At 49.5% G+C, this 23,182-nt stretch carries 22 protein-coding genes; 8 read left to right on the plus strand and 14 right to left on the minus strand.

All coding sequences use genetic code 11. From position 1 onward, the window contains the following. Positions 1 to 81: 81 nt before the first annotated feature. Positions 82 to 3,360 (minus strand): DUF4157 domain-containing protein, encoded by a 3,279-nt coding sequence (locus MRK00_14850; GenBank protein ID MDR4518646.1) that lies wholly within the window; start codon positions 3,358 to 3,360, stop codon positions 82 to 84. Here MRK00_14850 and MRK00_14855 point away from each other — a divergent pair. The 3 genes from MRK00_14855 (at position 3,359) to MRK00_14865 (ending at position 6,270) form a co-directional block, all read left to right on the plus strand. Continuing rightward, complete coding sequence (locus MRK00_14855) at positions 3,359 to 3,526, plus strand: hypothetical protein (protein MDR4518647.1); 168 nt, start codon at positions 3,359 to 3,361, stop codon at positions 3,524 to 3,526. The two genes, MRK00_14850 and MRK00_14855, sit on opposite strands and share 2 nt — an antisense overlap. An 88-nt stretch (positions 3,527 to 3,614) precedes the next feature. After that, positions 3,615 to 4,136: a hypothetical protein gene (locus MRK00_14860; protein ID MDR4518648.1), complete on the plus strand. Its 522-nt coding sequence runs from the start codon at positions 3,615 to 3,617 to the stop codon at positions 4,134 to 4,136. Then, positions 4,120 to 6,270: a TIR domain-containing protein gene (locus MRK00_14865; protein ID MDR4518649.1), complete on the plus strand. Its 2,151-nt coding sequence runs from the start codon at positions 4,120 to 4,122 to the stop codon at positions 6,268 to 6,270. The genes MRK00_14860 and MRK00_14865 overlap by 17 nt, the downstream gene beginning before the upstream one ends. Positions 6,271 to 6,662: 392 nt before the next feature. Here the strand turns inward: MRK00_14865 and MRK00_14870 are convergent, their stop codons facing one another. Further along, positions 6,663 to 7,379: a hypothetical protein gene (locus tag MRK00_14870; protein MDR4518650.1), complete on the minus strand. Its 717-nt coding sequence runs from the start codon at positions 7,377 to 7,379 to the stop codon at positions 6,663 to 6,665. A gap of 231 nt (positions 7,380 to 7,610) precedes the next feature. Between MRK00_14870 and MRK00_14875 the strand changes: the two genes are divergently transcribed. Next, on the plus strand, positions 7,611 to 8,849 hold the full coding sequence (locus MRK00_14875) for an IS701 family transposase (GenBank protein MDR4518651.1): 1,239 nt from the start codon (positions 7,611 to 7,613) through the stop codon (positions 8,847 to 8,849). 24 nt (positions 8,850 to 8,873) lie between these two features. Here the strand turns inward: MRK00_14875 and MRK00_14880 are convergent, their stop codons facing one another. The 11 genes from MRK00_14880 to MRK00_14930 form a co-directional block, all read right to left on the minus strand. Beyond that, complete coding sequence (locus tag MRK00_14880) at positions 8,874 to 10,046, minus strand: iron-containing alcohol dehydrogenase (GenBank protein MDR4518652.1); 1,173 nt, start codon at positions 10,044 to 10,046, stop codon at positions 8,874 to 8,876. Positions 10,047 to 10,055: 9 nt separating this feature from the next. Next, entirely contained in the window at positions 10,056 to 11,447 is a 1,392-nt protein-coding gene (locus MRK00_14885) for an aldehyde dehydrogenase family protein (GenBank protein ID MDR4518653.1), read from the minus strand. 24 nt (positions 11,448 to 11,471) lie between these two features. Next, a complete protein-coding gene (locus tag MRK00_14890; GenBank protein MDR4518654.1) occupies positions 11,472 to 12,845 on the minus strand; it encodes a glutamine synthetase in 1,374 nt (457 codons plus the stop codon). 250 nt (positions 12,846 to 13,095) lie between these two features. Next, complete coding sequence (locus MRK00_14895; GenBank protein MDR4518655.1) at positions 13,096 to 14,016, minus strand: F0F1 ATP synthase subunit gamma; 921 nt, start codon at positions 14,014 to 14,016, stop codon at positions 13,096 to 13,098. Positions 14,017 to 14,024: 8 nt separating this feature from the next. After that, positions 14,025 to 15,533, minus strand: a complete 1,509-nt coding sequence (locus MRK00_14900) for an alternate F1F0 ATPase, F1 subunit alpha (GenBank protein MDR4518656.1) — start codon at positions 15,531 to 15,533, stop codon at positions 14,025 to 14,027. Between the two features lie 3 nt (positions 15,534 to 15,536). Next, on the minus strand, positions 15,537 to 16,328 hold the full coding sequence (locus MRK00_14905; protein ID MDR4518657.1) for a hypothetical protein: 792 nt from the start codon (positions 16,326 to 16,328) through the stop codon (positions 15,537 to 15,539). A gap of 3 nt (positions 16,329 to 16,331) precedes the next feature. After that, a complete protein-coding gene (locus tag MRK00_14910) occupies positions 16,332 to 16,610 on the minus strand; it encodes a F0F1 ATP synthase subunit C (protein ID MDR4518658.1) in 279 nt (92 codons plus the stop codon). A gap of 18 nt (positions 16,611 to 16,628) precedes the next feature. Next, positions 16,629 to 17,324, minus strand: coding sequence for a F0F1 ATP synthase subunit A (locus tag MRK00_14915; GenBank protein ID MDR4518659.1), 696 nt, complete (start codon positions 17,322 to 17,324; stop codon positions 16,629 to 16,631). 14 nt (positions 17,325 to 17,338) lie between these two features. Beyond that, a complete protein-coding gene (locus tag MRK00_14920; GenBank protein ID MDR4518660.1) occupies positions 17,339 to 17,641 on the minus strand; it encodes an ATP synthase subunit I in 303 nt (100 codons plus the stop codon). A gap of 97 nt (positions 17,642 to 17,738) precedes the next feature. Further along, a complete protein-coding gene (locus MRK00_14925; GenBank protein MDR4518661.1) occupies positions 17,739 to 18,056 on the minus strand; it encodes an AtpZ/AtpI family protein in 318 nt (105 codons plus the stop codon). A gap of 283 nt (positions 18,057 to 18,339) precedes the next feature. Next, positions 18,340 to 18,690 (minus strand): hypothetical protein, encoded by a 351-nt coding sequence (locus MRK00_14930; protein ID MDR4518662.1) that lies wholly within the window; start codon positions 18,688 to 18,690, stop codon positions 18,340 to 18,342. Between the two features lie 151 nt (positions 18,691 to 18,841). On the opposite strand from MRK00_14930, the gene MRK00_14935 reads away from it, so the two are divergent. From MRK00_14935 to MRK00_14945, 3 genes are all read left to right on the plus strand, one after another. Further along, entirely contained in the window at positions 18,842 to 19,447 is a 606-nt protein-coding gene (locus MRK00_14935) for a hypothetical protein (protein MDR4518663.1), read from the plus strand. Positions 19,448 to 19,583: 136 nt separating this feature from the next. Continuing rightward, positions 19,584 to 19,784: a YjfB family protein gene (locus MRK00_14940; GenBank protein ID MDR4518664.1), complete on the plus strand. Its 201-nt coding sequence runs from the start codon at positions 19,584 to 19,586 to the stop codon at positions 19,782 to 19,784. Between the two features lie 173 nt (positions 19,785 to 19,957). Further along, entirely contained in the window at positions 19,958 to 20,617 is a 660-nt protein-coding gene (locus tag MRK00_14945; GenBank protein ID MDR4518665.1) for a peroxiredoxin, read from the plus strand. A 100-nt stretch (positions 20,618 to 20,717) separates the two neighbouring features. Here MRK00_14945 and MRK00_14950 read toward each other — a convergent pair whose 3' ends face one another. Beyond that, positions 20,718 to 21,641, minus strand: coding sequence for a lactate/malate dehydrogenase family protein (locus MRK00_14950; protein ID MDR4518666.1), 924 nt, complete (start codon positions 21,639 to 21,641; stop codon positions 20,718 to 20,720). Positions 21,642 to 21,997: 356 nt separating this feature from the next. Here MRK00_14950 and MRK00_14955 point away from each other — a divergent pair, with 356 nt between their 5' ends. Further along, positions 21,998 to 23,173, plus strand: a complete 1,176-nt coding sequence (locus MRK00_14955) for a hypothetical protein (GenBank protein ID MDR4518667.1) — start codon at positions 21,998 to 22,000, stop codon at positions 23,171 to 23,173. Positions 23,174 to 23,182 lie beyond the last annotated feature (9 nt).

The raw sequence follows: 23,182 nt of genomic DNA on the forward strand, positions 1-23,182 counted from the left end.
CTGCCCACGCATTCTGAATACGTCCAGAAAAAATACCAGACTGCCATGACGCATCGGATCATGTTGCCGCATAGGTCATGATCAGGTCATGAAGGGCTTGATACGTGTGATTTCCTGGTCAGTGCAATTGTCTTGTGGAAGGTAAAAACGCGTGAGGTAGAAGCGCCCTCCCGATCTGCGGATTCCGATATTATTTCCACTCAGTATATTTTGGGGTTGCTGGGTAAAATTCATACCGGCGGCGGCCAGGGGCACATGCTGATCGATCAGGTTGCTGACTTCGTTGATTCCGGTTCCTTCGTTAAACATGCTGCTGGTATTACTACGGTCTATATTGTTGTCCTGCATGTTGTAATACTTGAAAGTATGACCGGAAACAATGTGATTGCGGCGATTGTCTACCACATCAACCGTAACCGCAGCAGGATTGCCATTGATCTGTACCTGACAATTGACCGTATGCCAGACGTTGTCCTGGTGATATGCGATGTTCTGCTCACGGTATTGATAGTCACGCAGGTGATCGCGGCCAAACTTACTGAGGATACTGATATAGTTCATGCGGCTGCCATGTCCCACGCCGTTCAAACCCAGCACAAAGTTTCGCAGCGCACCGCGCCCTTTCGATGCCGCAGGGGTGATCAATGCCTTGGCCAATGCCTGCTTTTCCTGCACGGTCAGAATATTGTTCGTTTCAAGCCCGGCCTGCGCTTCTCCCGAGCGCGTTACAATACTGCCAGGATGCCGTTGCCATTGATCGGAGTATTTTCTGATAAAATCACGTTTGTCTTTCCAGTTGATGAGGTATTGCAGGTTATTGGTCATCAAACCGGTGAAACCGCCGTCATCCAGCGCATGACCGCCGGTGAGGAGGCGGTTGGTCAGATTTGCGGTTTGGCCTGAAGACAGCCCGCCGGCAACAAATCCTTGCATTGCCTGTTGAATGGTTACAGGTTGCAGAATGTTGAGCGCATTGAAACACTGCGCGATATTGTCCGGCAGCATCGCTACAAGTGCGTGCCGGTATTTTTCCTGTCCGAGCGTGCCGACAGCGTTTGTGATGTTGCCACCATTGGCGGCTTTTAACAACTTGCTCATATGGCCCTGCCCGATATGGCCTGCGGCATAGGCGCAAATGTCACCGATAGTGAGCAGGCCGAGAATCGCATTCTTCTTGTCATCGGAGTTAAACTTGGCATTGATAATACCGAGGGTCTGCACGTTCTGACCGGCAAGTGTGGGTACGGAAGCAACGCCGAAAACCGATAGATCGTTGGTGAGCTGCACGCTAATACCGGCGACATTGAGTAACTGGACATATGCCGCCGCATTCAGATTGCCCACACCTGTTTCGACTGAGGCGCCGTCACAGTCTGGTTGAATCAACCAGTCGATGTGGTTTGCAAAATTCGGCGTCTGGCTCAAGGCATGAAGGGTATTGGCGCCAAGCCCGCCTGTGAGCTTCTCCGCCATCCGCATTTGTTGATACAAATTGGTGATAACATTTCCGATGGCAAGGATTTCTCCGCCATTGAGGTTGATTAATTGATTAATCCCCGCACGGGAAAAACCACGAACGGCGTGCACCGTCGTGGCGGGCAGTCCGCCGTTGGCGAGCAGATTATGATAGAAAGCAAATTGCGGCCCCAGGCGATAGATTGTCTCGGTATAGGTCTGAATAGTCGCGCCGCCGAAGCAATTGCGCATGCCGTGAATCTGCGTGGGGCTGAAGTCATTCAGTAACGCAGCATAAAACGGTTGACCGAGGACCGCAACGGCAGCGGTCACTTCCAGGGCGTTGGCGGCGAAAAGCAGTTTGCCCATTTTTCCCGCGCCAATCGCACCGTTAGCATAGGCGTTCAGCGTAGGGATATCCAGTGTCTGGGCGATCTGTTGCTTTTTCCGGGGCGTATTAAACTTTGTACAGAGTGTGCGTACCTGGGCGTCCGAAATCACAGCAAGCGCGGGCATCGCAGCAAGCCCGAAACCCGTGGCAGCATTGGTTTCCTGTGCTGTCAGCGTGCCGACGTTCAACAGATTGACATAATGCCGGGGTGTTACGGTATTAATCGCGGCATCCATTGCCGCGCCCGGAATTGCAGCGTCAGCAACCTTGCGGTAACAGTTGGCAAAACCGCCTTGTTGACAGAGTTGATACACCGTAATGGGTTGCAAGCCCGAACCCATTTTCTGACTCAACCGTAACTGAAGCAGTTTGTCGGTTACAACACTGGCGATAGTATTCATTTCGGCGACCGAACACCCCATCGCCATCGCATGCAGCGTTGAACCGAAACCTGCGAGCGCCCCGATTTCATTGATCGTCAGTCCATAATCAAGCAGGTCACAGTACAAATCAAAATTTCTGGTACCCATCTGGTTGATCACGGACATCGATCCGGTCAGAGCGCCGGGAAATTGACTCAGCCACTCCATGTTATTGTAGGCTTCGTCGAGCGTTTGAGACCATTCATACACGTAATCCGCCAGAACGGTATTTGAGTGCTCGTCGAGGTACTCGTGATAAGGATCCGTTTGCGCACTTTCCCAATCCTCGTAATCATCCAGATAATCCCGGGTTGTTTTCTTTCCCTTGCCCAACTGAATCACCCATTTGGGCTGGATTATCGTCAGGGTGCTGGCTGCACTTTCCGGATTCCGGTGTGATTTTGAGACTTGCGCAGCAGCGGTAGTTGCAGGTTGAATCGCATGTTTCATCTGCAGGGCTTTCGCGCCCATTGTATCGGCTTCGCGTTCCAGATCCGCATTATCGTTAATCGTTACTCCCCTGGTCTGCAATGTCGGCGTCACGCGTCCCTGCGCCTGCTGGACGACATGCCAGGCCTCATGCGGCAAATGCTTTTCCTGTCCCGCTGCAACGTGAATATCTGCTCCCCGGGTATACGCATGCGCATTGAGTTGTGCAGGCTTGTCCGAGTTGTAATGAACTTTGACGCCATCCAGCGATAGACCGGATAACCGCTCAATACCCTGCTTCAAATGACACGGCAGGCCGGTATTGTCTTGTTTCTGGGCAGGTGCGGTGGCCGGCTGAGCCGGCTTGAATATCCCTTGCGCAATCTGTGCGTCATTGATCCTGCGCTGAGCCGGAACATGAAAAATCGCGGCCATATATTGCCGTTGCGCGTTCATGCGCGGACTACTGTGAATGTGTTCGATAAAGCGGCGTTGTGCGATGGCTCGCGGCGCATTCTCCATAACCGCCAGCATGTGTATCTGGCTGACCCTGGATTTGCGATTATCAACAAAAGCCTGACTGACGGCGGATTTGGTACTGTGCAAATGACGTGCATGGAAACTGTGTTGTCGATCGGTTCCTTTTGTAAGCGTTTGCTTCATGCCATTCTCCAGAATTCAGCAGTTATTGCCCGTCGTCGCCAAACATACCACGACAAACCTTGACGTGGAAATTATTTTTTTCCAGGCAGTTGTTGCCCTGTCAAAAGCCATGATTGTGTCGATTCAAAGTGTTAAAAATCATCAGCGCATTGCGGTCAGGCAATGACAAACAGTTTAATCCATCCCAGGTTTTGTGCTATCTTTAATTTGAGTCTATCAAACACATTTAGAGGCGTCCTTGAGAAGGAGTAGGCATGGGTTTCAAGATTCAATCGCTTAATGTTAATTTGCCGTTTGGTCTCGGTGGCGCGAATATTGTCGTGACCGAAGCGCAACAAAAAGTGGCCTGGTCATTGTACGTTGAACTGGCTACCCGTGTTGCCGGTGTCAAGCTCGAACCGGGTATGGGCTCGGCGCGCGAAGCGCTCGACTCCTTGTATTCATTGTTTGAAACAACACGCGCCGTACTGCGAGCAGAAGGTCCGGGCGCCGCCAACGGGCCGGAATCGGTTGGTCCGATTGCCATTAATATTCTCAACAACGGGTTGCGGCCTTTTTTGACTCAATGGCATACGGCATTGAGCGATTTTGAAGACCGACAAAAAGAAGAGCAACGCAAGGAATTCGGCGGCAAAACCATTATCATTATTGATGAATCCCGCTGGCCGGAACGCGAGTCTTTTTATCAGGCGCTGGAAGAAAACCGCCAGAGCATGCTGGAATATATTGAAATATTGGCGCGCATCGCCGGTGTATATCATGAACAATCGCAATAATTATCTGCCCACGCTAACGATCCGGGTGTTGTGGGTTAAAGCACCAGGGCAGGATTCAAGCAACACAACGGAAGCAAACCCTGACCCCATCGACACGCTTGCAGAATCCGTTTATTCAGCCTTTTGCCGCTCCATTGAACAACCGCTTGAACGCGGCATGGGCATTCCGGTTTTTTTTCATCGCACACCGCCCGAACCCGATATTCTCAATCAAAGTCGGCATACCATTTTGGTGGTTCTGGTGGATGACCGCATGGTCATCAGCCCGGAATGGAACGAAGGACTGACCGCACTGGCGCAAGCCGTTCAAGCCAGCAATCAACAGCACCGGATTTACCCGGTATCGCTGACACCCAATGCGTTTAATTTCAACCCGGTCATTACCACAACCAACTTCATCCGTCTGCACCGGTATACTGAATCCAGACAGCCCGAACAACTTGCACAACTGACATTGACGCTGACACACGAACTCTGCCGCTTATTGCTGACAGGACCGGCAAATATTGAATCCATCAACAATCGCCTCAGTCCAACACCGGTCATGTTGTTTTTAAGCCATGCCAAAGCCGATGGCGAGGGACTTGCGGAAACACTGCGCGACCACATCGAGACCACCAGCGCGGTGCAGACCTTTTTCGACACCAACGACATTGCACCGGGCTTCGATTTTCGTTCCGAAATCGAAGACAATATCGAGCGCAGTGTACTGGTCGTCTTGCTGACTGATCACTATGCCTCACGCACCTGGTGCCGGCGTGAAGTGCTCTGGGCCAAAAGCAAGGGCTGTCCGTTGGTTGTTGTGCATGCTGTGCGCAACCGCGAAGAGCGCAGCTTTCCTTATCTCGGCAACACGCCGGTGATTCGCATCGCCGTGCAGGATTTTGACGCCAATCCTCAACAAAACAATTGGTGCGCACAAGCCGTCGCGCTGGCGCTCAATGAAATGTTGCGGTTCTGCTGGTTCCGCGCGCATCTGAATGACCTCAAGAAAATCGGTTTGATTCCCAATCATTTGGAGCCTTGCCCATCCCCGCCGGAAATGCTGACCGTCATGGCAAAGCAAACGAACAATAAAACGGCAACGGATCTTCACCTGATTTATCCCGATCCACCGCTAGGCATGGAAGAGCGCCAATTGCTTACACAGGCCGCACCTAACGTCCATTTCACCACACCGACCAGTTGCGCAGGGTTATCCGGAAAAACTGAAAATGAAGCGCTATTGGAAGGCTTAAACATCGGTATTTCGATTTCAGATAGCCCCGATTTGGAAGCGCTGGGCATGAACAACAATCATTTGGATAACGCCATGATCGAAATCGCCCGCCACCTGTTGTCCCAAGGCGCGCATCTATCTTACGGCGGCGATCTGCGCCCCGGCGGTTTTACCGAGAAACTGCTGGAACTGGTCTGGACATATGACAGTCAACAGCAGAAACAACCGGTGATGCCGACACCCGAAGAAAAAGCCGAAACAGCCAGCCGCCGCCTGACCAACTATGTCGCCTGGCCGATTCACTTGAACTATTCCCCGGCCATTCTCGCGCAGTATTATTTGAAAAGCGTTTTCAAATTCATCGACCCACCGGCAGATCTGAATCTGGGTACACAACAACAAAAAATCTTCACACCACCCGACACATCCGAACACCGCTACAGGTGGTACCGCAGCCTGACAGCCATGCGTGAACGCATGGCGGATGATATCAAAGCGAGAATCATACTCGGTGGCCAGATCCGGGGCTACGCTGGCGGGATACCCGGATTGCTCGAAGAAGTGCTGCTGACGATATGCCAGAAACAACCGGTTTATCTGCTCGGTGGTATGGGTGGTTGCGCGCGCGTGATTATCGATGCGATCGAAGGCCGTCAGCCCAATGAATTGACCGTTGACTATCAATCAGAAAGCAAAGGATACATGTCGTTCCTCAATTATGTACGCCATCAAGCCCGGACTGAAATCAACTACCCTGCCATGGTTGAAGAACTGGAACAGGCCGGTATTGCGGGTTTGAACAACGGCCTGACCGAGGAAGAAAACCGGATACTATTTACTACACCACATGTTCCGGTGATGGTGGCGTTGGTGTTGAAGGGGTTGGTGATATGTAAAAACCTTAAAAATACTTAACGAGCAATAGTCTCAACAAGGTTGCTTCCATTTCAATGGTAGCCAGAGGATTTACCAAAAATTTAGGAAAATGCCGGGTTACTTGCAACAATCATACCAGCAAATCATAAGTTTTACTGAAAACCGGCATCTACTGCGGTTTGGCTTCACTCATATCAGCGTTTCATCGTCCAGAGATTTCATCGGTCAGAGACATGGGGACAAAACAACACGGAACCCAACATCGTCGTCACGAAAGCCCGGCACGTAGTAGTGGCGCACAGCACACCGCACATCGTTGGAGCCGTCGTTGAACGCAGCACCGCACAACAGAGGGTGTTCGTAATTCTGTGTCAACCTAAAACTGATTACCGGTCTATCGTAAGTTTAAAATTTGTGGACGTAAACGTAGCCTATGCGTTAAAAAATTTAACCACCCAGCGTGCAAATAGCTGATCATCAAGCGGTGTGGCTAGTGACGCTTTTCCCTGCTCGAGCCGTTCGGCCGGAATGATGTTGCGGCGCACGTCCATCAGCGTGGACGAATAATCTTTCTTGAATTCCGGATGCCCCTGGACGCTCAGGAAATGATCACCATGCGCGAGTAGGTAGTACGGACAGAAGGCGCTGCCCGCCAGAACATCGATGTTCACATTCTTTGGCAGTGTTAACACTTGATCCTGATGGCTCGCGATCAGATTGAGATTGGGTTTGACGGGTTCCATCCAGGACTTTGTATATCCGGTTTGGTGCACCTGATTCACGGTGACGCCAACTCCCCAACCTTTGTCGGATTTTCTGACTTCACCACCAAGCGCCTGAATCATGATCTGGTGGCCGAAACAGATGCCGAAATATTTTTTCCTGGCCTGATCCAGTTCGCGGATAAAATCTTCCAGTCGGGCAATCCACGGCAAATTGTCGTAGACGCTATGACGGCTGCCAGTGGAGATATACGCGTCGCATTCATCCAAATGCTGCGGATATTCCAATGCCTGAACATCGTACAACCTGAATTGATAGTCCGGTGCAACGTTGGCGAACAGTGCCGTGATCATCTGCGGATAGTCACCGAATTCCGATTGCAGTTCTTCGCGCACATGGTCGCATTGCAAGATACCGATTTTCATAGTGTTTAGTTCTACTTTGTCAGATTCAAATGATCCCAACAGCGTATCAAGTTGATATATAATAACATATTGTTTAATAACTATTAATCACGATCATGTCGTGAAAATACTAAACGGTCACTCCAATTTGCCCTTCAGGGGCTTCCAGAAGCGCTTAGCGCGCATTTATCGTCATTTTCATCATTTTTTGTATCCTCGACGCGTGATGTCACAGCAACGTTCTACGGTTATTTGCGCGGACTTTTCCAGTCAGAACGAGCGAATATGCTGCGAATGGGCGAAGTCAACGAAGTTGATCACCAGGCTATGCAGCATATGCTAACATCAAGGGCGATTGACTGGAACGGGTTTGGCGAGCAGATTGCGAGTGAAACGGATGCGTTGTTGGGTGGTTCTGCTGCTGTTTTGATTATCGATGAAAGCGCTTTTGCGAAGAAAGGAGAATCATCAGCGGGTGTTTCCCGACAATGGAATGGCCGACTTGGCAAGGTAGACAATTGCCAGGTCGGAGTATTTGCCAGTTTGTGCCAAAACAGCATGGCCAGTTTGATTGATGTGCGCCTGTATTTACCGGAACATTGGGTGAGCGATTCAAATCGTTGCAAGAAGGCGGCAATACCTGAGGCATGCCGGTATTATCACAGCAAATGCGAGATTGCACTATCGATGATCGAAACAGCCAAACAACGCGGAGTGCGTTTTGGTTATGTCGGCATTGATGGTGGTTATGGCAAGGATCCTGCTTTCTTGCGAGGTGTTGATAAGCTTGGTTGCGCATTTGTTGCTGATGTTCACTGTCGGCAGATGGTTTATCTTGAAGACCCGATGCCATGCATTCCTGCCTGGAATGGCCGTGGCAGGCAACCGAAACACCTGAAGGCACAATCTGAAGCGATACGTGTTGATCAATGGGTATCTGAGCAGCCGGATACAGTATGGCGGCGTATTAAACTGCGTGAAGGTGAGAAAGGTATACTGGAAGCGGAATATCTTCATGCGTTGGTATGGGTATGGGATGGTAGCGAGAAACAAGCGCATCGCTGGCACTTGCTGGCTAGGCGGGAAGCCGGCGCTAGCGAAATATCGCATTATTGCTTATCCAATGCGTCACTTGAAACACCGTTACAGGAACTGGCGCAAGTACAGACGCAGCGTTTCTTCATTGAACATTGCTTTCATGAAGCGAAAAGCGAATGCGGCATGGACGATTATCAAGTACGCCGGTGGGATGCATGGCATCATCACATGGCGCTGGTCATGCTGGCAACGCTATTCTTAGTCAAGCAAAAGATGCTTGGGCGCAAGCAATGGCCGATGTTATCCTTCAATGACCTGGTGACCGCATTAGCGCACATGCTGCCGCAAAGACAACTTACTACCGAGGATCTGGCTGATATTATTCATAAGCGACACCGGCGACGGCTCAGCGCTAAAAAATCTTCTGCCAGACGAAAAGTCGCTTTTGAGTAATCTGACAAAGTAGAATTAGTCTGGTTAAATTTGTCCATTGACCGCTTCGACAAAGATTTCTGAATAGCGTTCTGCGGTAAACGCAATGGGGTTGCCACTGGCAGACGGATCGGCGGCTGACATTTCACCAATGCGCGCCGCCTGCGCCGTATCGATGCCGATGGCCGACAAACCATGTGGAATCCCGAGCTGGCTGCGCAGTGTCAATATCCAGCGCAGAAATCCATCAAACGATGTATCCTCAAGCGACAGGAACCAGCTCAACCGTTCAATACGATCTTCTAACACAACCCGGTTGGCATTGAGAATATACGGCATTAGAATCGCATTGAGCAGGCCGTGATGCGCATCGTAAACCGCACCGAGCGAGTGCGCGATAGCATGCATGCCGCCAAGCCCTTTTTGGAACGCCGTTGCACCCATCAACGAAGCCGTCAGCATTTGCGTACGGGCATCCATATCCTGTCCATTTTCAAATGCCCGCGGCAAATAGTCTTTCACCAGCCGAATGCCTTCCATCGCAATGCCGTCGGCCATCGGGTGATAAAACGGTGCGCAATACGCTTCCAGATTATGCGACAGCGCATCCATGCCGGTCGCGGCGGTGATCTTGGGAGGCAACGATACCGTCAGTTCCGGGTCAAGAATCACGCGCGCGGGCAACATGTTCGGATGAAAAATGATTTTTTTAACCTGTTGTTCGGTGTCGGTAATCACCGAAGCGCGGCCGACTTCTGAACCGGTTCCGGCTGTGGTGGGAACCGCAATCACAGTCGCCATACCCGCTTCGTTCACACGCAACCAGTTATCACCCCGGTCTTCAAAATTCCATAACGGGCGCTCCTGCCCGACCATCAGCGCTACTGCCTTGCCTGCATCCAGCGCCGAACCACCACCCAATGCAATCACGCCGTCATGCTTGCCTGCGCGATATACGGCAACGCCGTCGCTGACATTCCGACCGGTGGGATTGCCCTGGATAGCGCTGAATATGCCGCAATGCAAACCGGCTGCATGGCAATGATCGACGATGTCCTGAACCATTGGCAGCACCGCCAAACCGGGGTCGGTAATCAGCAACGGTGCGTTCATGCCCAACTGTTTACAACTATCGGGTAATTCCTGAATACGTCCTTTGCCGACACGAATGGCGCACGGATAATTCCAGTTGGCCATCAAGCTCAATGATTCTGTCATACGCCCCTCTTACGGTACGATTCGGATATGGTAGGATTTTGGCCGGGTAAATGCATTAAAACCCAGTTTCGACAAGGTGCAGCCGCGCCCGGTGTTTTTCACACCCGTCCACGCCAGTTCGGGGTCGAGATAATCGCAGCGGTTGACGAAAAACGTGCCGGTTTCGATCCGATTGCCCAAGGCAACCGCTGTTTCAATATCCTGAGAAAAAATCGAGGCCGTCAGTCCGTACTCGCTGTCGTTCATTAGTTTCACCGCTTCTTCATCGGAAGCAACTTTCATGATTCCCACGACCGGCCCGAAGCTTTCCTCGGTCATCACGCGCATATTGTGGTTAACTTCCGTAAGTACTTGCGGGGCCATATAAGGTGAATCTTCCTGATCCAGCGCAAAATCCGCCGGATTAATATGCGCCATCGCGCCTTGCGATACGGCTTCCTGAATCTGCTTTCGGACAAAGTCTGCCGCTTTGGCGTTGACCAATGGCCCAAGTGTCGTTTCGGGATCGTCCGGTCTTCCAAGCCGGTATTGTTTGGTCAGCGCAACGAATCGCTCGACAAATTCATCGTAAACCGTTTCATGCACATAAATGCGTTCAACACCGCAACACGATTGCCCGGAATTGAAAAACGCACCATCGACGGTATTCTCCACGGCATCGTCCAGATTGGCATCGGCGCGGATATAGCTCGGGTCTTTGCCGCCCAGTTCCAGCCCGATGCCGATAAACCGACCGGCGCCAAGTTGCTCGATTCTTGCGCCGACCGATACCGAACCGGTAAATGCAATAAAATTGATCCTACCCGATTGAATGATTGTTTCAGTGGCTTCATGCGATAGATGCAGATATTGAAATACGCCTTCAGGAATCCCGGCCTGTTTGAACGCATCGAAAATTCGTTCGGCGCATAACGGCACTTGCGCAGAATGTTTGAGCAACACCGCGTTGCCTGCCAGCAATGCCGGAATAATTGAGTTAATCGGCGTATGCAGCGGATAATTCCACGGCGCGATGACCAGCACCACGCCGACCGGTTCACGATCAATGTAGCGGATAAAACCGGGTTTGTCGCCGACCTGAACCGGCGTCAGCGTTTCATCGGCAATTGAAATCATGTAGCGCGCGCGATCGGCGAAACTGCGGACTTCGTTTGCAGCGTAGCGGATCGGTCGACCCATCTGCCAGCACAATTCTTCGGCAATTACCGCTTTATTGGCAACAAACGCTTCAACCGCACGGCTGCAAATGGCCTTGCGTTCGGCCAGTGGCGTATTGCGCCAAACTGTCTGTGCCTGACCGGCTCTGGCTAATGCGGCCTGGATTTGTTGATTGTCAGCCAGCGGACGTTCCACATAAACAGAACCGTCTATCGGGCTAATTGTTTTTTGTATGACTGTCATGGTTTTGGGTTCAAATTGTCAACACTATATGATCTCAAAATACCGTTCCATTTCCCACTCGGTAATATGCTTGCGGAACTGGCGTTCTTCCCATTCGCGCGTGGCGACAAAATGGTCGACAAACGCATCGCCAAACAGCGCTCGCGCTGCCTCGGAATGTCTCAACCGTTGCGCCGCATCCCACAGCGTCGCTGGCAGCATTAAATGCGCGGGTGGCTGATGCTGGTAAGCGCTGCCTTTGATAAACGGCTCCGGTTCCCATTCATGCACTATGCCATATAAACCGGACGCCAGCGCTGCGGCCAATGTGAGATAAGGATTGCCGTCAGCCGCACCCACGCGGTATTCAATGCGTTGCGATTTGTCACTGCCGGGAATCACGCGCAACGCCGTGGTACGGTTTTCAACGCCGCAGGTCGCGCCAGTCGGCGCCCATGCACCCGGAATCAACCGAGTGTAACTGTTCACCGTCGGCGCAATCATGCATAACAACTCAGGCATCAAACGCTGCTGTCCGGCAAGAAAGTGGCGTTGGGTTTTGCTCATGTTGTATTTCTGCGCGGGATCGTAAAACGCAGAACGGCCATCGCTGCGGTTACGCAACGATAAATGAATATGCCCGCTCTGGCCGGGATAATCCAGCGACCATTTGGCCATGAACGTCGCCATCAGGTTGTTGCGTTGCGCCAGCACTTTCATGAACGTTTTGAACAGTGCGCCTTTGTCTGCCGCCTGTTCGGCGTGATCGACTGCTATCGCCGCTTCCAGCACGCCCGGCCCGGTTTCGTCATGCAATCCCTCAATCGGAAAATCCATCGCCTCGCTCAAATGCAGAATCTGGTCAAACAAATCGGCATGCACCGAATTGCGCAGCACCGAATAGCCGAACCAACCCTGCGTCATTGGCTGCAGGTTTCTGAAGTTTTTCTCGCGCACACTTTCGGGCGTTTCGTTGAACATGAAAAATTCGTATTCCAGCGCGGCAAACGCATCAAACCCCATTTCCTGTGCTTTGCCGATGACCCGTTTGAGCACATTGCGCGGACAGATTTGTGCGGCTTCCGCGTCAAATTCACAGATGAACAGCAGCATGTTGTCATCAAACGGAATTTCGCGGCAACTCTCGACGACCACGCGCACCGGCGCATCGGGATAACCGGTATGCCAGCCCGTATAGGCGGTATTGTCATAGAGCTGATCTTTCGAATCCCAACCGAGCACCACATCGCAAAAAGCCAACCCGTTCTCAAGCGATGCCAAAAACTTGTCCTTGCTGAGATATTTCCCCCGCATGACGCCATCGATATCGAAAATACCGATTTTGACATGCGTCCGATTACGCGCATTGACAATCTGCCGGGCATCTTCAACGGATTTGACCGCTCTGGGATTTAACATGGCACACCTCAACTGTTTTTTTTAACCTGTCAGACTGCTGATTAATTTCTACAGCACCGCTCTCATCGTGTTACCGCTATTATACGCCGCTGCATTTACATCCTACCGCAAGAATATTAACGTTTTTGGTCAGATAATTAATATAATGACGGACTGGACCTGAGCAACATCATTTGACCTCAGATTTTAATCGTTCCGTTATTTTTAAAACCCGTGCAATAGTCGGAATTACGCCCTGCGCAACCGGTAGTCATGATTTACTGTGTGTGATCGCTTCAAACCCCGAAACCAGATCCAACAATTCCGCGGTAATTACAGTCTGGCGGGCCCGGCGATAAGTCAGGGTCACTTCTTCAAGCCGGTCGTCCAGATTACGCTGCGCAGACTGCATCGCGGATAACCGGCTGGTATGCTCGCTGGCTTGAGATTCCGCGCAGGCGCGAAACAACGTAACAAAAAGATATTGCCGCAGCAAACGGGCAAACAACTGTTCATGATCCATGCTGAAAGTCGGCAAACTGCGCGACGGCCAGACTTCTTCTTCCAGCCGGTGAAAACGGTGCAGATTGACGGGCAATAATTCAAACCCCGTCGGACGGTATCCTTTGCTGCCCGAATGCCGGTTATAAAACAGATAAACATAATGTACGCCAAGCTGTTCCCGCCACTCGTCTATTTTGAGCAAAATCTGCTGCACGGTCAGTGTAATCTGGGTGGCCGATCCGGGCACCAGAAAAACATCCTCAACGATTTGACCTTCGTGTTCGAGATTGCCCGCCACACGCGCACCCACGGCAAGCAGCAGATGATGCGCCGGATCGGCGGGTGTTGACTGCATGCGTTCCAGAGTATAGTGCGTAATATCCTCATTGAACCGGCCGCACAAACCGTGATCGGAACCAAATACGATGGCGGCCAGACGCAGCGGGTGTTTATGCTGTCTCAAATGTATGGATCGATGCGCATGATGTGCTGCATCAGACAACACCTGCGAATTCTTTAACACCACATGCAATCCGCGCTCCACTGTCCTATAGTATCCTGCCAAAGCTTTAACCGCCTGTTCATACTGCCTGACACTGGCGGCGGACAACGCCTTCATGGTTTTAACGATAGTCCGCAATTCCTCCAGACTGTCGAGCTGCTTCTGTAATTGCTCCAGGGATTCCATCGCTATCTTTATTTCTCAATCGTCAATGCTTTTCGCGCAACGTCCAAAACCTGCTCCCACTGTGCATGCGTCAGTTTTTTCCCCGTCTCCATTTGCGTGCAGAGCTCCGGCAATTCTTCTAGAATGCGTTTTTGTATCGTCGCCTCGGCTTCGCCAACGCTTTCCAGCTCAAGAGGGTCAAACAACCCTGCGTTAACCGCCTTCAATACAGCCATTTGCTGACTGCCGCGTAGCGGCTGGTGCTCATCCTGTTTCAGAATCTCGCGCACACGCCGCCCGTGTTCTATGGTTGCGCGTGTTTCCTCATCCAGCCGGGTAGCAAAACGGGCGAATGTTTCCAGTTCTTCAAATTGCGCATACGACAATCGCAAATCTCCCGCCACATCCCGGAATGCCGGATATTGCGTTTTACCGCCCACGCGGGAAATCGATTTGCCAACATCGATAGCGGGTAATAATCCTTTGTGAAACAAAGTCGGCGAAAGATAGATCTGACCATCGGTTATGGAAATCAGATTGGTAGGAATGTATGCTGAAATATCTTGCGCCTGGGTTTCGATAATCGGCAATGCCGTTAACGAACCGCCGCCCATTTTCTCGTGCAGATGCGTCGCTCGCTCCAGCAACCGGGCATGAAGATAAAAAATATCGCCCGGATAGGCTTCACGCCCCGGCGGACGCCGCAACAACAAGGATAATTCCCGATAAGCGCGTGCATGCCGAGTCAGATCGTCATATACGATGAGCACATCTTTTCCCTGTTCGGAAAAGTATTCAGCCATCGTGGTCGCGGCATAAGGCGTGATATAACGCAGTCCCGGCGGATCTTCATCGGAGGCCACGACGACGATGGTATTCTCCAGCGCCCGATACTGCCGCAACGTATTGACTACACGGGCCACCGCGGTGCCCCGTTGTCCGATCGCACAATAGACACAGATGACATCCTTGTTGCGTTGATTGATAATCGTATCCACTGCGACGGAAGTCTTCCCCGTCTGCCGGTCGCCGACAATCAATTCACGCTGACCGCGGCCTATCGGAATGAGCGCATCGATTGTTTTAATGCCGGTTTCCAACGGCACAGTCACCGAAGCGCGTTCTATAATTGCTGGCGCAGGCCGTTCCACGGGCCGCCGCTCCTTGAAATTTAAAGGCTTGCCACGATCCAGCACACGCCCTGTCGCATCAATCACCCGGCCTAACAGACCCTCCCCTACCGGCGTATCCGCCTCACGACCGGTCGCGCTGACGTCGGCACCGGCCATCAATTTATCGCTGTCGCCAAGCAGAATCACACCGACTTCTTGCGGCTCGAGATTAATCGCCACGCCTAACACATCACCCGGAAAACGAACCAGTTCCTCGGAAGTAATACTGGATAATCCTTTTATCCGCGCAATACCACCGCCAACATGAACGATCCTGCCTATTTCACGCGCGCGCAATTCAGGTTTATTCCGATCAATCGCGTTATTTAATTTCGCTAATGTTTCATCAAGCAGCTGCGTTAACACATACTATTTCTCCGGTTTTTCATTTAATGCAACGGAAGCAGCCGGCGCAAACGCATCCTCAACGCGCTGATTCAGTTGATTCAGATAGTCCGCCAGATTCCATCCCAGCCGCCCTGAACCGACAGTCACCGCTATGCCACACAACAACTCAGCTGATTGCGTATATTCAATCACAGCGCCTTTAAACAGGTGCTCATGAATTGCATGTTTAATTGTGTTACGCATCGCCGCATCCAACACAAAAGTACTCGTCACATGTACGGGCTCAGAAGCATCTTTAAACGCTTTCAGCAGCAAAATGCGGGATTGCTGATCAAGTGTTGCCAATTGATCAATAAATGAATGGATTATTTGTTTTTCAAGTTCTGCATCTCCCAGTTCTTTTAAAGCCGAATGCGCAATTTTTTGGATTGAATTGGCAACCTGATGGCGCAAATTGCCGAGGAATTCTTCTTTTTCCTGATGCGCTTGCCTTAACCAGTGTTCACGGATTTCTGCGACTTCCTTGCGTGCTTCGTCTATGAGTTGCTTTTTCTGTTGCGCCGCCTGCTCATGGGCTTTGGCTAAAATCCTGTCCTGTTCGCGTTCCAGGGCGCTGGATTTCTCATGGTACTGTTGCATTGTTTCGTCAGCGTTCTGTTCGCGCACCTGCGCTTCATTCAATTGCGCGATGATGCGTTGCTCACGACGCGCCATAGCCCGCATAACCGGCTGATACAAAAAACGCTTTAGCAACCAGACCAGTATCAAAAAATTGACAATCTGCGCCGAGACCGTTATCCAGTCTATGCCCATTGATCAGCCTCCGGCTGTCGCCGTCACATAGTCCCAGAAGGGATTGGCAAAAATCAGAATCATCGACACCACAAAACAATAAATTGCTGTGGATTCAATCATGGCCAATCCCACAAATAAGGTGCGGGTAATAGTTGCTGCTTCGTCGGGTTGCTGGGCGATCGAACTCAATGCCTGTACTACCGCGCGTGCTTCACCAAATGCAGGACCAAGCGAACCGATTGCAATCGTGATACCCGCGGTAAAAATCGAGATCATACCGATAAGTGAGATAGTGTCCATTTTGATTTCCTCTGGTGTTTACTGGTTTCTGATCTGACCGTCATCCGATTTATGCACCGACGTCGCAGAAGCAATGTAAACCATTGCCAGGACAGCAAAAATATACGCCTGAACCATACCGGTCAGCAAACCAAGTAATTGCATGACAACCGGAAAAAAATACGGTGTAAGACTCAACAGAATCGCCACAATGACCGTACCGCTCATAATATTGCCGTACAGACGGACAGCCAGGGCAATTGTACGTGAAATCTCGCCAATAATATTGAAAGGCAGCATCAGAACCGTTGGCTTAATATAACGCGCAAGATAGCTCATAGGCCCTTCAGAAGCAACACCATAAAGCGGGACAGCGACAAAAACACAAATAGCCAGTGCTGTTGTTGTTGAAAGCGAGCCGGTCGGTGCCATATAGCCAGGCACAACGTTCAACAAATTGGCCGTGGCAATAAATAAAAACAAAGTGCCCACAAACGGCAGATACTTGCCCGGCTGTTGCTGGCTAACTTCCTTGATTTGGTCGTGAATGCCCATGACCACAACTTCAAGCAAATTCTGCCACCGTGAAATATCTGTTCCTGTAGACAAGTTGCGTGTCACAAGCCATGATATCAGCGTCAGTAACGCCATTATCGCCCAGGTAAAAATTATCGTCGCATTTAACGACACTTCACCCCATTGCCAAAAAACAACAGTATCAGGATTGATCGTCATAACCGTTTCTCCTTTTACACGGGCGGAAACTGTGCCGATGCAGTAATTTGAGAACGCATTCTACGGGTGTAAAACATACGTAACACTATAAATCCAGCCAACACCGCTAACAAGTGAGTCCAGTTTCCATAGCTTAGAATGGCATAAAATGCAGACAGCAACAGCGCCATGCGCACCGCCATACTGGCGATCAACCAGGCAACCGGATGCTTGCCATTATGAATACGCTGTACAGTAAACCAGAGACCTGAGAAATACATTCCTCCAAGTATCAAACCAAATAAAAACATCAAAAATAGGAATGACAAATCATGCATGTTAATGTGCTCCGATCACAATCGAATCCATAATAATCGATAAAAGCCTAATCCGGGCCGACACACAATGCCAGAGCCCTTGACAGTCCGAATCTTTTTATTTCCGCCTGCTTTCCTGTTTGATCCAATACCAGGCATTCAGACAACCCAGCGCAATACCTATGAAAAGAAATGTCAGTGTCCACGAATGTTTGCCCGGCCATTCCCGGTCAAGCCAGATACCGATGGCGATACCCATTACAGTAGGTATCGCCACAGACCAGCCTACCAATCCAAACATACCAAAGCCAAACCAGAGCGGCCGCTCGTCCTGCGCTCTCGCAAGTTGCTTGCGTCTGGCGCGATGACCGATCTGCTCGCCAAGCTTGTCCGTCTGAACGGACTTACGTTGCGGTAATTCAGGAGGTGTGCTCATGGCCACGTAACAAATATTTAATAGAAAAATATAGCAGACTTGTTCTGATCACAATAGCATTTCAAGTCTTATAGGTTCTGACGGTAAACACTTTTGGATAACAATGCAACATTGCAACCTATCAGTAAACAAGAATTTCACGAAATCACAAAAAAATACGCCGTCGGATGACGGCGTTTAATTTACAAACGAGAGAAGAGCTATGGGAGAAGAGCTGTAAAAATACTGTTTACTTGGCGTATTTACGTTTTGAATTTCTAATGGTTAACTGGTTATTGGCATGTTAATAGCCGAAAAAGAAATGTCCATATCCGGTATTGATATCCAGCATTACATTTGGTGGATAGCCATAAACAGGTGCGGGCGCATAAACCGGTGCGGGCGCCGGGTAATAATTATAGCCATATCCTGGTTGGGGGCCATAAGGGCGATTATAGTAACCGTATGGCTGATGATAAATCTGCGCATACCCGCCATGATGGTGGTGATGGTGATGGCCGTGGTGATGACCATGATGATGTCTATGATGACCTCTTCCAGCCTCAGCAAACGAGGAAAGGGTCAGAGCCATCGCCAACAACATCATCGATAACAAACTGGTTGGCATAACGCCTTTTATCATTTTTACTTTCATCATACACCTCCACATCAGACAATTTATTTAATCAATTTTTATGCCCTCATTTTATAAATGGATACCTGAATAAAAACTGAATAAAACAACGTATCCACCCGGCCTTGATATAAAATCCATACCTTTATATCGCATTAATAGAGGTTTGTTTATGGTATCCAGGACGAAATGGTCATCCCGCAACACCCAGTTCATCTTCGGAATCGGAATAATTGTTGCTTTTATAGCATTTGGCGCTTTTTTACAGTCGAGCTCGCAAGGTGACTTTTCCGATACATATCCGAAAGGTTTTCGTGGCAATACCTGCACCGTTGAAACGGAAACGCTGACAATTGGGTATTCAAGTTATTATCTTCCTGATGACTACGAAGTCTCGGATGATGAACCCAGGTCGCCCTATATACCTGTGCAGTGTGGAAAAATACCGCAGCCCGGCATGTTGAATATTTCGATTGACTTGCTGTATCCGGATTCATCGCGCAATGTGCCGCTGGCGATGCGTTTGGTCAAATTGATCTTCCTCGATGAAGAACACTTTGAAGAAGAGGAAGTATTGTCCATTCCTGCACAGACCCACCCATCCGGCGTCATCACCCGGGCGCTCAGACTCGATGACACAGGTCAATATTTTATTTATCTGGACGGCAAAAGCGCTGACAATACGCACTATCAACTCAGAGTCCCCATAACAGTCGGTCATAGCTGGCGGGACAATGTCAGAAACTTTTTACCGCCATTTTTCAGAAAATATATATAAAATTGATTAATCAACGCATAAACAGCAAAAAACACTCATTCAACGCAATCTAAACCCTTATTGTTTATCAACAAATTTAATGAGTTGCCGTTAACACTATATCTGCACAAATTGAGCTATCTGAAAAGGAGGTTTTATGGATGTCACCAATATAGCCAGTACGGCAACAACAATGAGCGAGGCTTTTATCCAGCAGGCCTCTGGCACGGCCGTTTTTAAAAAAGCGCTTGATATCAGCGCTGAAAATGCCATTCAGCTGATTGAAGCGATTCCGAATAACACACCGGCACAGAATTTGCCGCCACATCTGGGGCAAAACATCAACACAACCGCCTAATCATCTTTTTTCGCCCGCACAGCGCTACTCTGATAGCGCTGTTTTTGTTTCCGGAATACGCAATCGCGAGTGGTTATTTGTTTAACAATCGGGATCAGGTTAAACTCACAGCTATAATAGAGTACATTCGACAGTTCTCAAACATTGCATTTATTGTGTATTAAGGAGTTCTTATGGCACTACGTATTAACGATCAGGCACCTAATTTTCAAGCGGAAACCACGCATGGCAGGATAGATTTTCACCAATGGATTGGAGATGGCTGGGCGGTATTATTTTCCCATCCCAAGGATTTTACCCCTGTTTGCACCACTGAACTCGGTTTTATGGCGGGCATTCAGTCCGAATTTGATAAACGCAACACCAAGATTATCGGTCTGAGTATAGATCCGCTTAACGACCACGAAAATTGGCTGAAAGATGTAGAAGATGTCGGCGGATCACAAGTGCGCTATCCGGTTATCGCTGACACCGACTTGCATATCGCCAAGCTTTACAATATGTTTCCGGCCGATGAAACCGGTTCCGCCGAAGGCCGTACAGCATTGACAAATGCAACTGTACGATCAGTCTTTATTATTGGCCCTGATAAAAACATCAAGCTCATGATGACTTATCCCATGACAACAGGCCGTAATTTTAATGAAATTTTACGTGTGATCGATTCCATGCAATTGACCGCCAAACATAAAGTCGCCACGCCCGTTAACTGGCAACAAGGTGAGGATGTGATTATTGTTCCTGCTGTCAGCAATGAAGAAGCCGAGAAAATTTACCCCGGTGGCTGGGAGACGGTCAAGCCTTATCTCAGGAAGGTAAAACAGCCTCAATAATTATTGGAAATGTATCAACCCGGACGCCGCATGCAGGATATCGAAGAAACGCTGGTATCCTGCGTGCAGATTATTTGCAACATACAGGCAAAAAGATTTATTACTTTAACTTTTTGTTGTAAACCAGCTTGTTAATATTCTTTTTTATTGATTTTGCCGTTTTCTCCAAGGCTGTCTTTTCCACCTGGTTCAATTTGGGATACAAATGTCGTATAACACCGGTTCGACCCACTACTACTGGAATACTGAAACAGTTGTCCTCAACCCCCTGCCATTGTCTGAAATAGATACTCAAAGGCATTGTTCGATGTTCATCGAACACAATTGACTTCAACACTTCGCACGTTGCGGTTGCAATCGCAAAATTGGTATACCCTTTTAAGTTATACACATCAAAACCGGCTCCGGTGACGCCATCGAATATTTTGCGATGCGCAGAATTGTCGGCTATGCGCTCACTGCCGGCAAAAGCATTACTGAAAACCGGGAACTGGTTGGGACCATGTTCTCCCAGAATATACGTGCGCAAATCATCTGGATGAATTTGTTCTTCAACAGACAGCAACACTCTAAAGCGGGCGGAATCCACCAGCGTGCCGATTCCCATAATTCTGGAAGACGGCAATCCGGCAATCTGGGTTGTCAGATAAGTCAACACATCGACTGGATTGGAAATAACCACTATGATTGCTGCAGGATTATTCTGTATCAACACAGGGATCATTTTTCTGAATAATTTAACATTATCCACACCTAACTGCATCCGGTCAGTCATTTTGCCCTGTCCACTAACCGATGCCGTAATGACAATAATATCGCTGTCTCTGACAGCTTCAATCGAACTGCTTTCAATAGTCATCGGCCGTTCACAAAACGACAGGGTGTGCTGCAAATCAAGCACATCGCCCCGGGCCTTGGTAATATTGCGACCAGCCAAAACCAGGTGGCTGCACAATCCCTTAAGCACCACAGCATAGGCAATTGTTGAACCAACCTGTCCTGTTCCGATTATGGTAATTTTCATGACGCATTGACCTCATTCATATTTGCCGGATACGGCATTCCATACTTATACAAACCATTGCCCTGAAAAAGTAACGGCCATATTGCTGTTAACAACTGCAACGACTGCTGTTGCAGAAAATAAATAGCCTGTTAAATTGAAATTTAAACATATCAATACACATATTGTCTGTGCGTTACTGCACCATTTCAACATTGCAGAAATAATGACATCGATATGACTATCATAATATTGTAATCTGGTTAATGAATGTCATAACCCGCACTACAGATAAAGCATATACAATCTATAGTTGGGAAAAGGCGGCCCGCAGCAGACCATCCGGATACTGAACGAAGAATCTTTGGAAAATTACCGTGACCAACACATACCAGGATTATTTTGACACACTCGGTTTCAGGGAATCGTCGAGCATTCCCGGCGGCGCACAGAATTACCACACTGAAAATCCGTTTGGCTTCATCGGCAAATACCAGTTCGGTGAAGCTGCACTGTTCGATCTCGGATACTATGGCATTGACGGCAGCGACAGCAATTTATTCAGAAATGACTGGAGCGGCAACTGGTCTGGCAAAAACGGCATCAACAGCAAACAGGATTTTTTCAATAATGGCACCGTCCAGGAAATTATCGTCCGGGAATGGCATGAAACTTTATGGAACAGGATAACGTTTCTCGAGCTCGACAAATATGACGGTCAAATTCTCAATGGTCAACCCATAACCATTTCCGGAATGCTTTCCGCCGCACATCTGATTGGCGCGGGCAGCAGCACATCGGAAACCGCCGGCCTGAAAGGCTATCTTTTGTCTGGCGCTGTTTTCAACCCAGAAGATAACAACGGGACGACTGCCAATGAATATATGGCCGTTTTTTCCGGCTTTCAGACACCTTTCGCTACCAACCATAGCACCGCTGAAACCATTGATGGCGGCATTGGAAAAGATATTTTGACGGGTTTTGGCGGAAACGACTTTCTCAACGGCAACACGTCGATTGATACGGCAATCTACACCAGTCAGTCTTCTGAATATGTGCTTGTAAAACATACCGCTGAAACCTGGACAGTCAGTCATCAAAATGATGGTGCCGATGGCACCGACACGCTTATCGATATTGAACGTATCGCGTTTTCAGATACTTCACTTGCGCTCGATCTCGAGGACAATGCAGGTATTACGGCAAAGCTACTCGGCGCGGTTTTCGGGCATGAATCGGTGTCAAATAAACAGTTTGTCGGTATCGGCTTGCGTTTTCTCGATAACGGCACACATTACGAAGCGTTGATGCAACTTGCAATCGATGCAGCGCTCGGCGTTGATGCTACCAATCACACTGCAGTTGTCGATCTGCTCTATGAAAACATCATCGGCTTTACGCCTTCGCCTGCTGCAGAGGCACAGTTTGTCAGATTACTCGACTCAGGCACTTATACTGTCGCCGAACTCGGTGTTTTGGCAGCCGAAACAACGCTTAATCAGGAAAATATTGATCTTGTGGGGCTGTCTCAAACCGGGCTGGAATTTCTTTAGTATTTGTAA

This window comes from Nitrosomonas sp. (genome assembly GCA_031316255.1).
In the GTDB taxonomy this organism is placed as follows: domain Bacteria; phylum Pseudomonadota; class Gammaproteobacteria; order Burkholderiales; family Nitrosomonadaceae; genus Nitrosomonas.

What these genes read in the sequence shown, in the direction of transcription:
- MRK00_14855 (MDR4518647.1), top strand. Translation starts at nt 3,359, where the DNA reads ATGCCATTCTCCAGAATTCAGCAGTTATTGCCCGTCGTCGCCAAACAT.
- MRK00_14850 (MDR4518646.1), bottom strand. Translation starts at nt 3,360, where the DNA reads ATGAAGCAAACGCTTACAAAAGGAACCGATCGACAACACAGTTTCCAT.
- MRK00_14860 (MDR4518648.1), top strand. Translation starts at nt 3,615, where the DNA reads ATGGGTTTCAAGATTCAATCGCTTAATGTTAATTTGCCGTTTGGTCTC.
- MRK00_14865 (MDR4518649.1), top strand. Translation starts at nt 4,120, where the DNA reads ATGAACAATCGCAATAATTATCTGCCCACGCTAACGATCCGGGTGTTG.
- MRK00_14870 (MDR4518650.1), bottom strand. Translation starts at nt 7,379, where the DNA reads ATGAAAATCGGTATCTTGCAATGCGACCATGTGCGCGAAGAACTGCAA.
- MRK00_14880 (MDR4518652.1), bottom strand. Translation starts at nt 10,046, where the DNA reads ATGACAGAATCATTGAGCTTGATGGCCAACTGGAATTATCCGTGCGCC.
- MRK00_14885 (MDR4518653.1), bottom strand. Translation starts at nt 11,447, where the DNA reads ATGACAGTCATACAAAAAACAATTAGCCCGATAGACGGTTCTGTTTAT.
- MRK00_14890 (MDR4518654.1), bottom strand. Translation starts at nt 12,845, where the DNA reads ATGTTAAATCCCAGAGCGGTCAAATCCGTTGAAGATGCCCGGCAGATT.
- MRK00_14895 (MDR4518655.1), bottom strand. Translation starts at nt 14,016, where the DNA reads ATGGAATCCCTGGAGCAATTACAGAAGCAGCTCGACAGTCTGGAGGAA.
- MRK00_14905 (MDR4518657.1), bottom strand. Translation starts at nt 16,328, where the DNA reads ATGGGCATAGACTGGATAACGGTCTCGGCGCAGATTGTCAATTTTTTG.
- MRK00_14910 (MDR4518658.1), bottom strand. Translation starts at nt 16,610, where the DNA reads ATGGACACTATCTCACTTATCGGTATGATCTCGATTTTTACCGCGGGT.
- MRK00_14915 (MDR4518659.1), bottom strand. Translation starts at nt 17,324, where the DNA reads ATGACGATCAATCCTGATACTGTTGTTTTTTGGCAATGGGGTGAAGTG.
- MRK00_14920 (MDR4518660.1), bottom strand. Translation starts at nt 17,641, where the DNA reads ATGCATGATTTGTCATTCCTATTTTTGATGTTTTTATTTGGTTTGATA.
- MRK00_14925 (MDR4518661.1), bottom strand. Translation starts at nt 18,056, where the DNA reads ATGAGCACACCTCCTGAATTACCGCAACGTAAGTCCGTTCAGACGGAC.
- MRK00_14930 (MDR4518662.1), bottom strand. Translation starts at nt 18,690, where the DNA reads ATGAAAGTAAAAATGATAAAAGGCGTTATGCCAACCAGTTTGTTATCG.
- MRK00_14935 (MDR4518663.1), top strand. Translation starts at nt 18,842, where the DNA reads ATGGTATCCAGGACGAAATGGTCATCCCGCAACACCCAGTTCATCTTC.
- MRK00_14940 (MDR4518664.1), top strand. Translation starts at nt 19,584, where the DNA reads ATGGATGTCACCAATATAGCCAGTACGGCAACAACAATGAGCGAGGCT.
- MRK00_14945 (MDR4518665.1), top strand. Translation starts at nt 19,958, where the DNA reads ATGGCACTACGTATTAACGATCAGGCACCTAATTTTCAAGCGGAAACC.
- MRK00_14950 (MDR4518666.1), bottom strand. Translation starts at nt 21,641, where the DNA reads ATGAAAATTACCATAATCGGAACAGGACAGGTTGGTTCAACAATTGCC.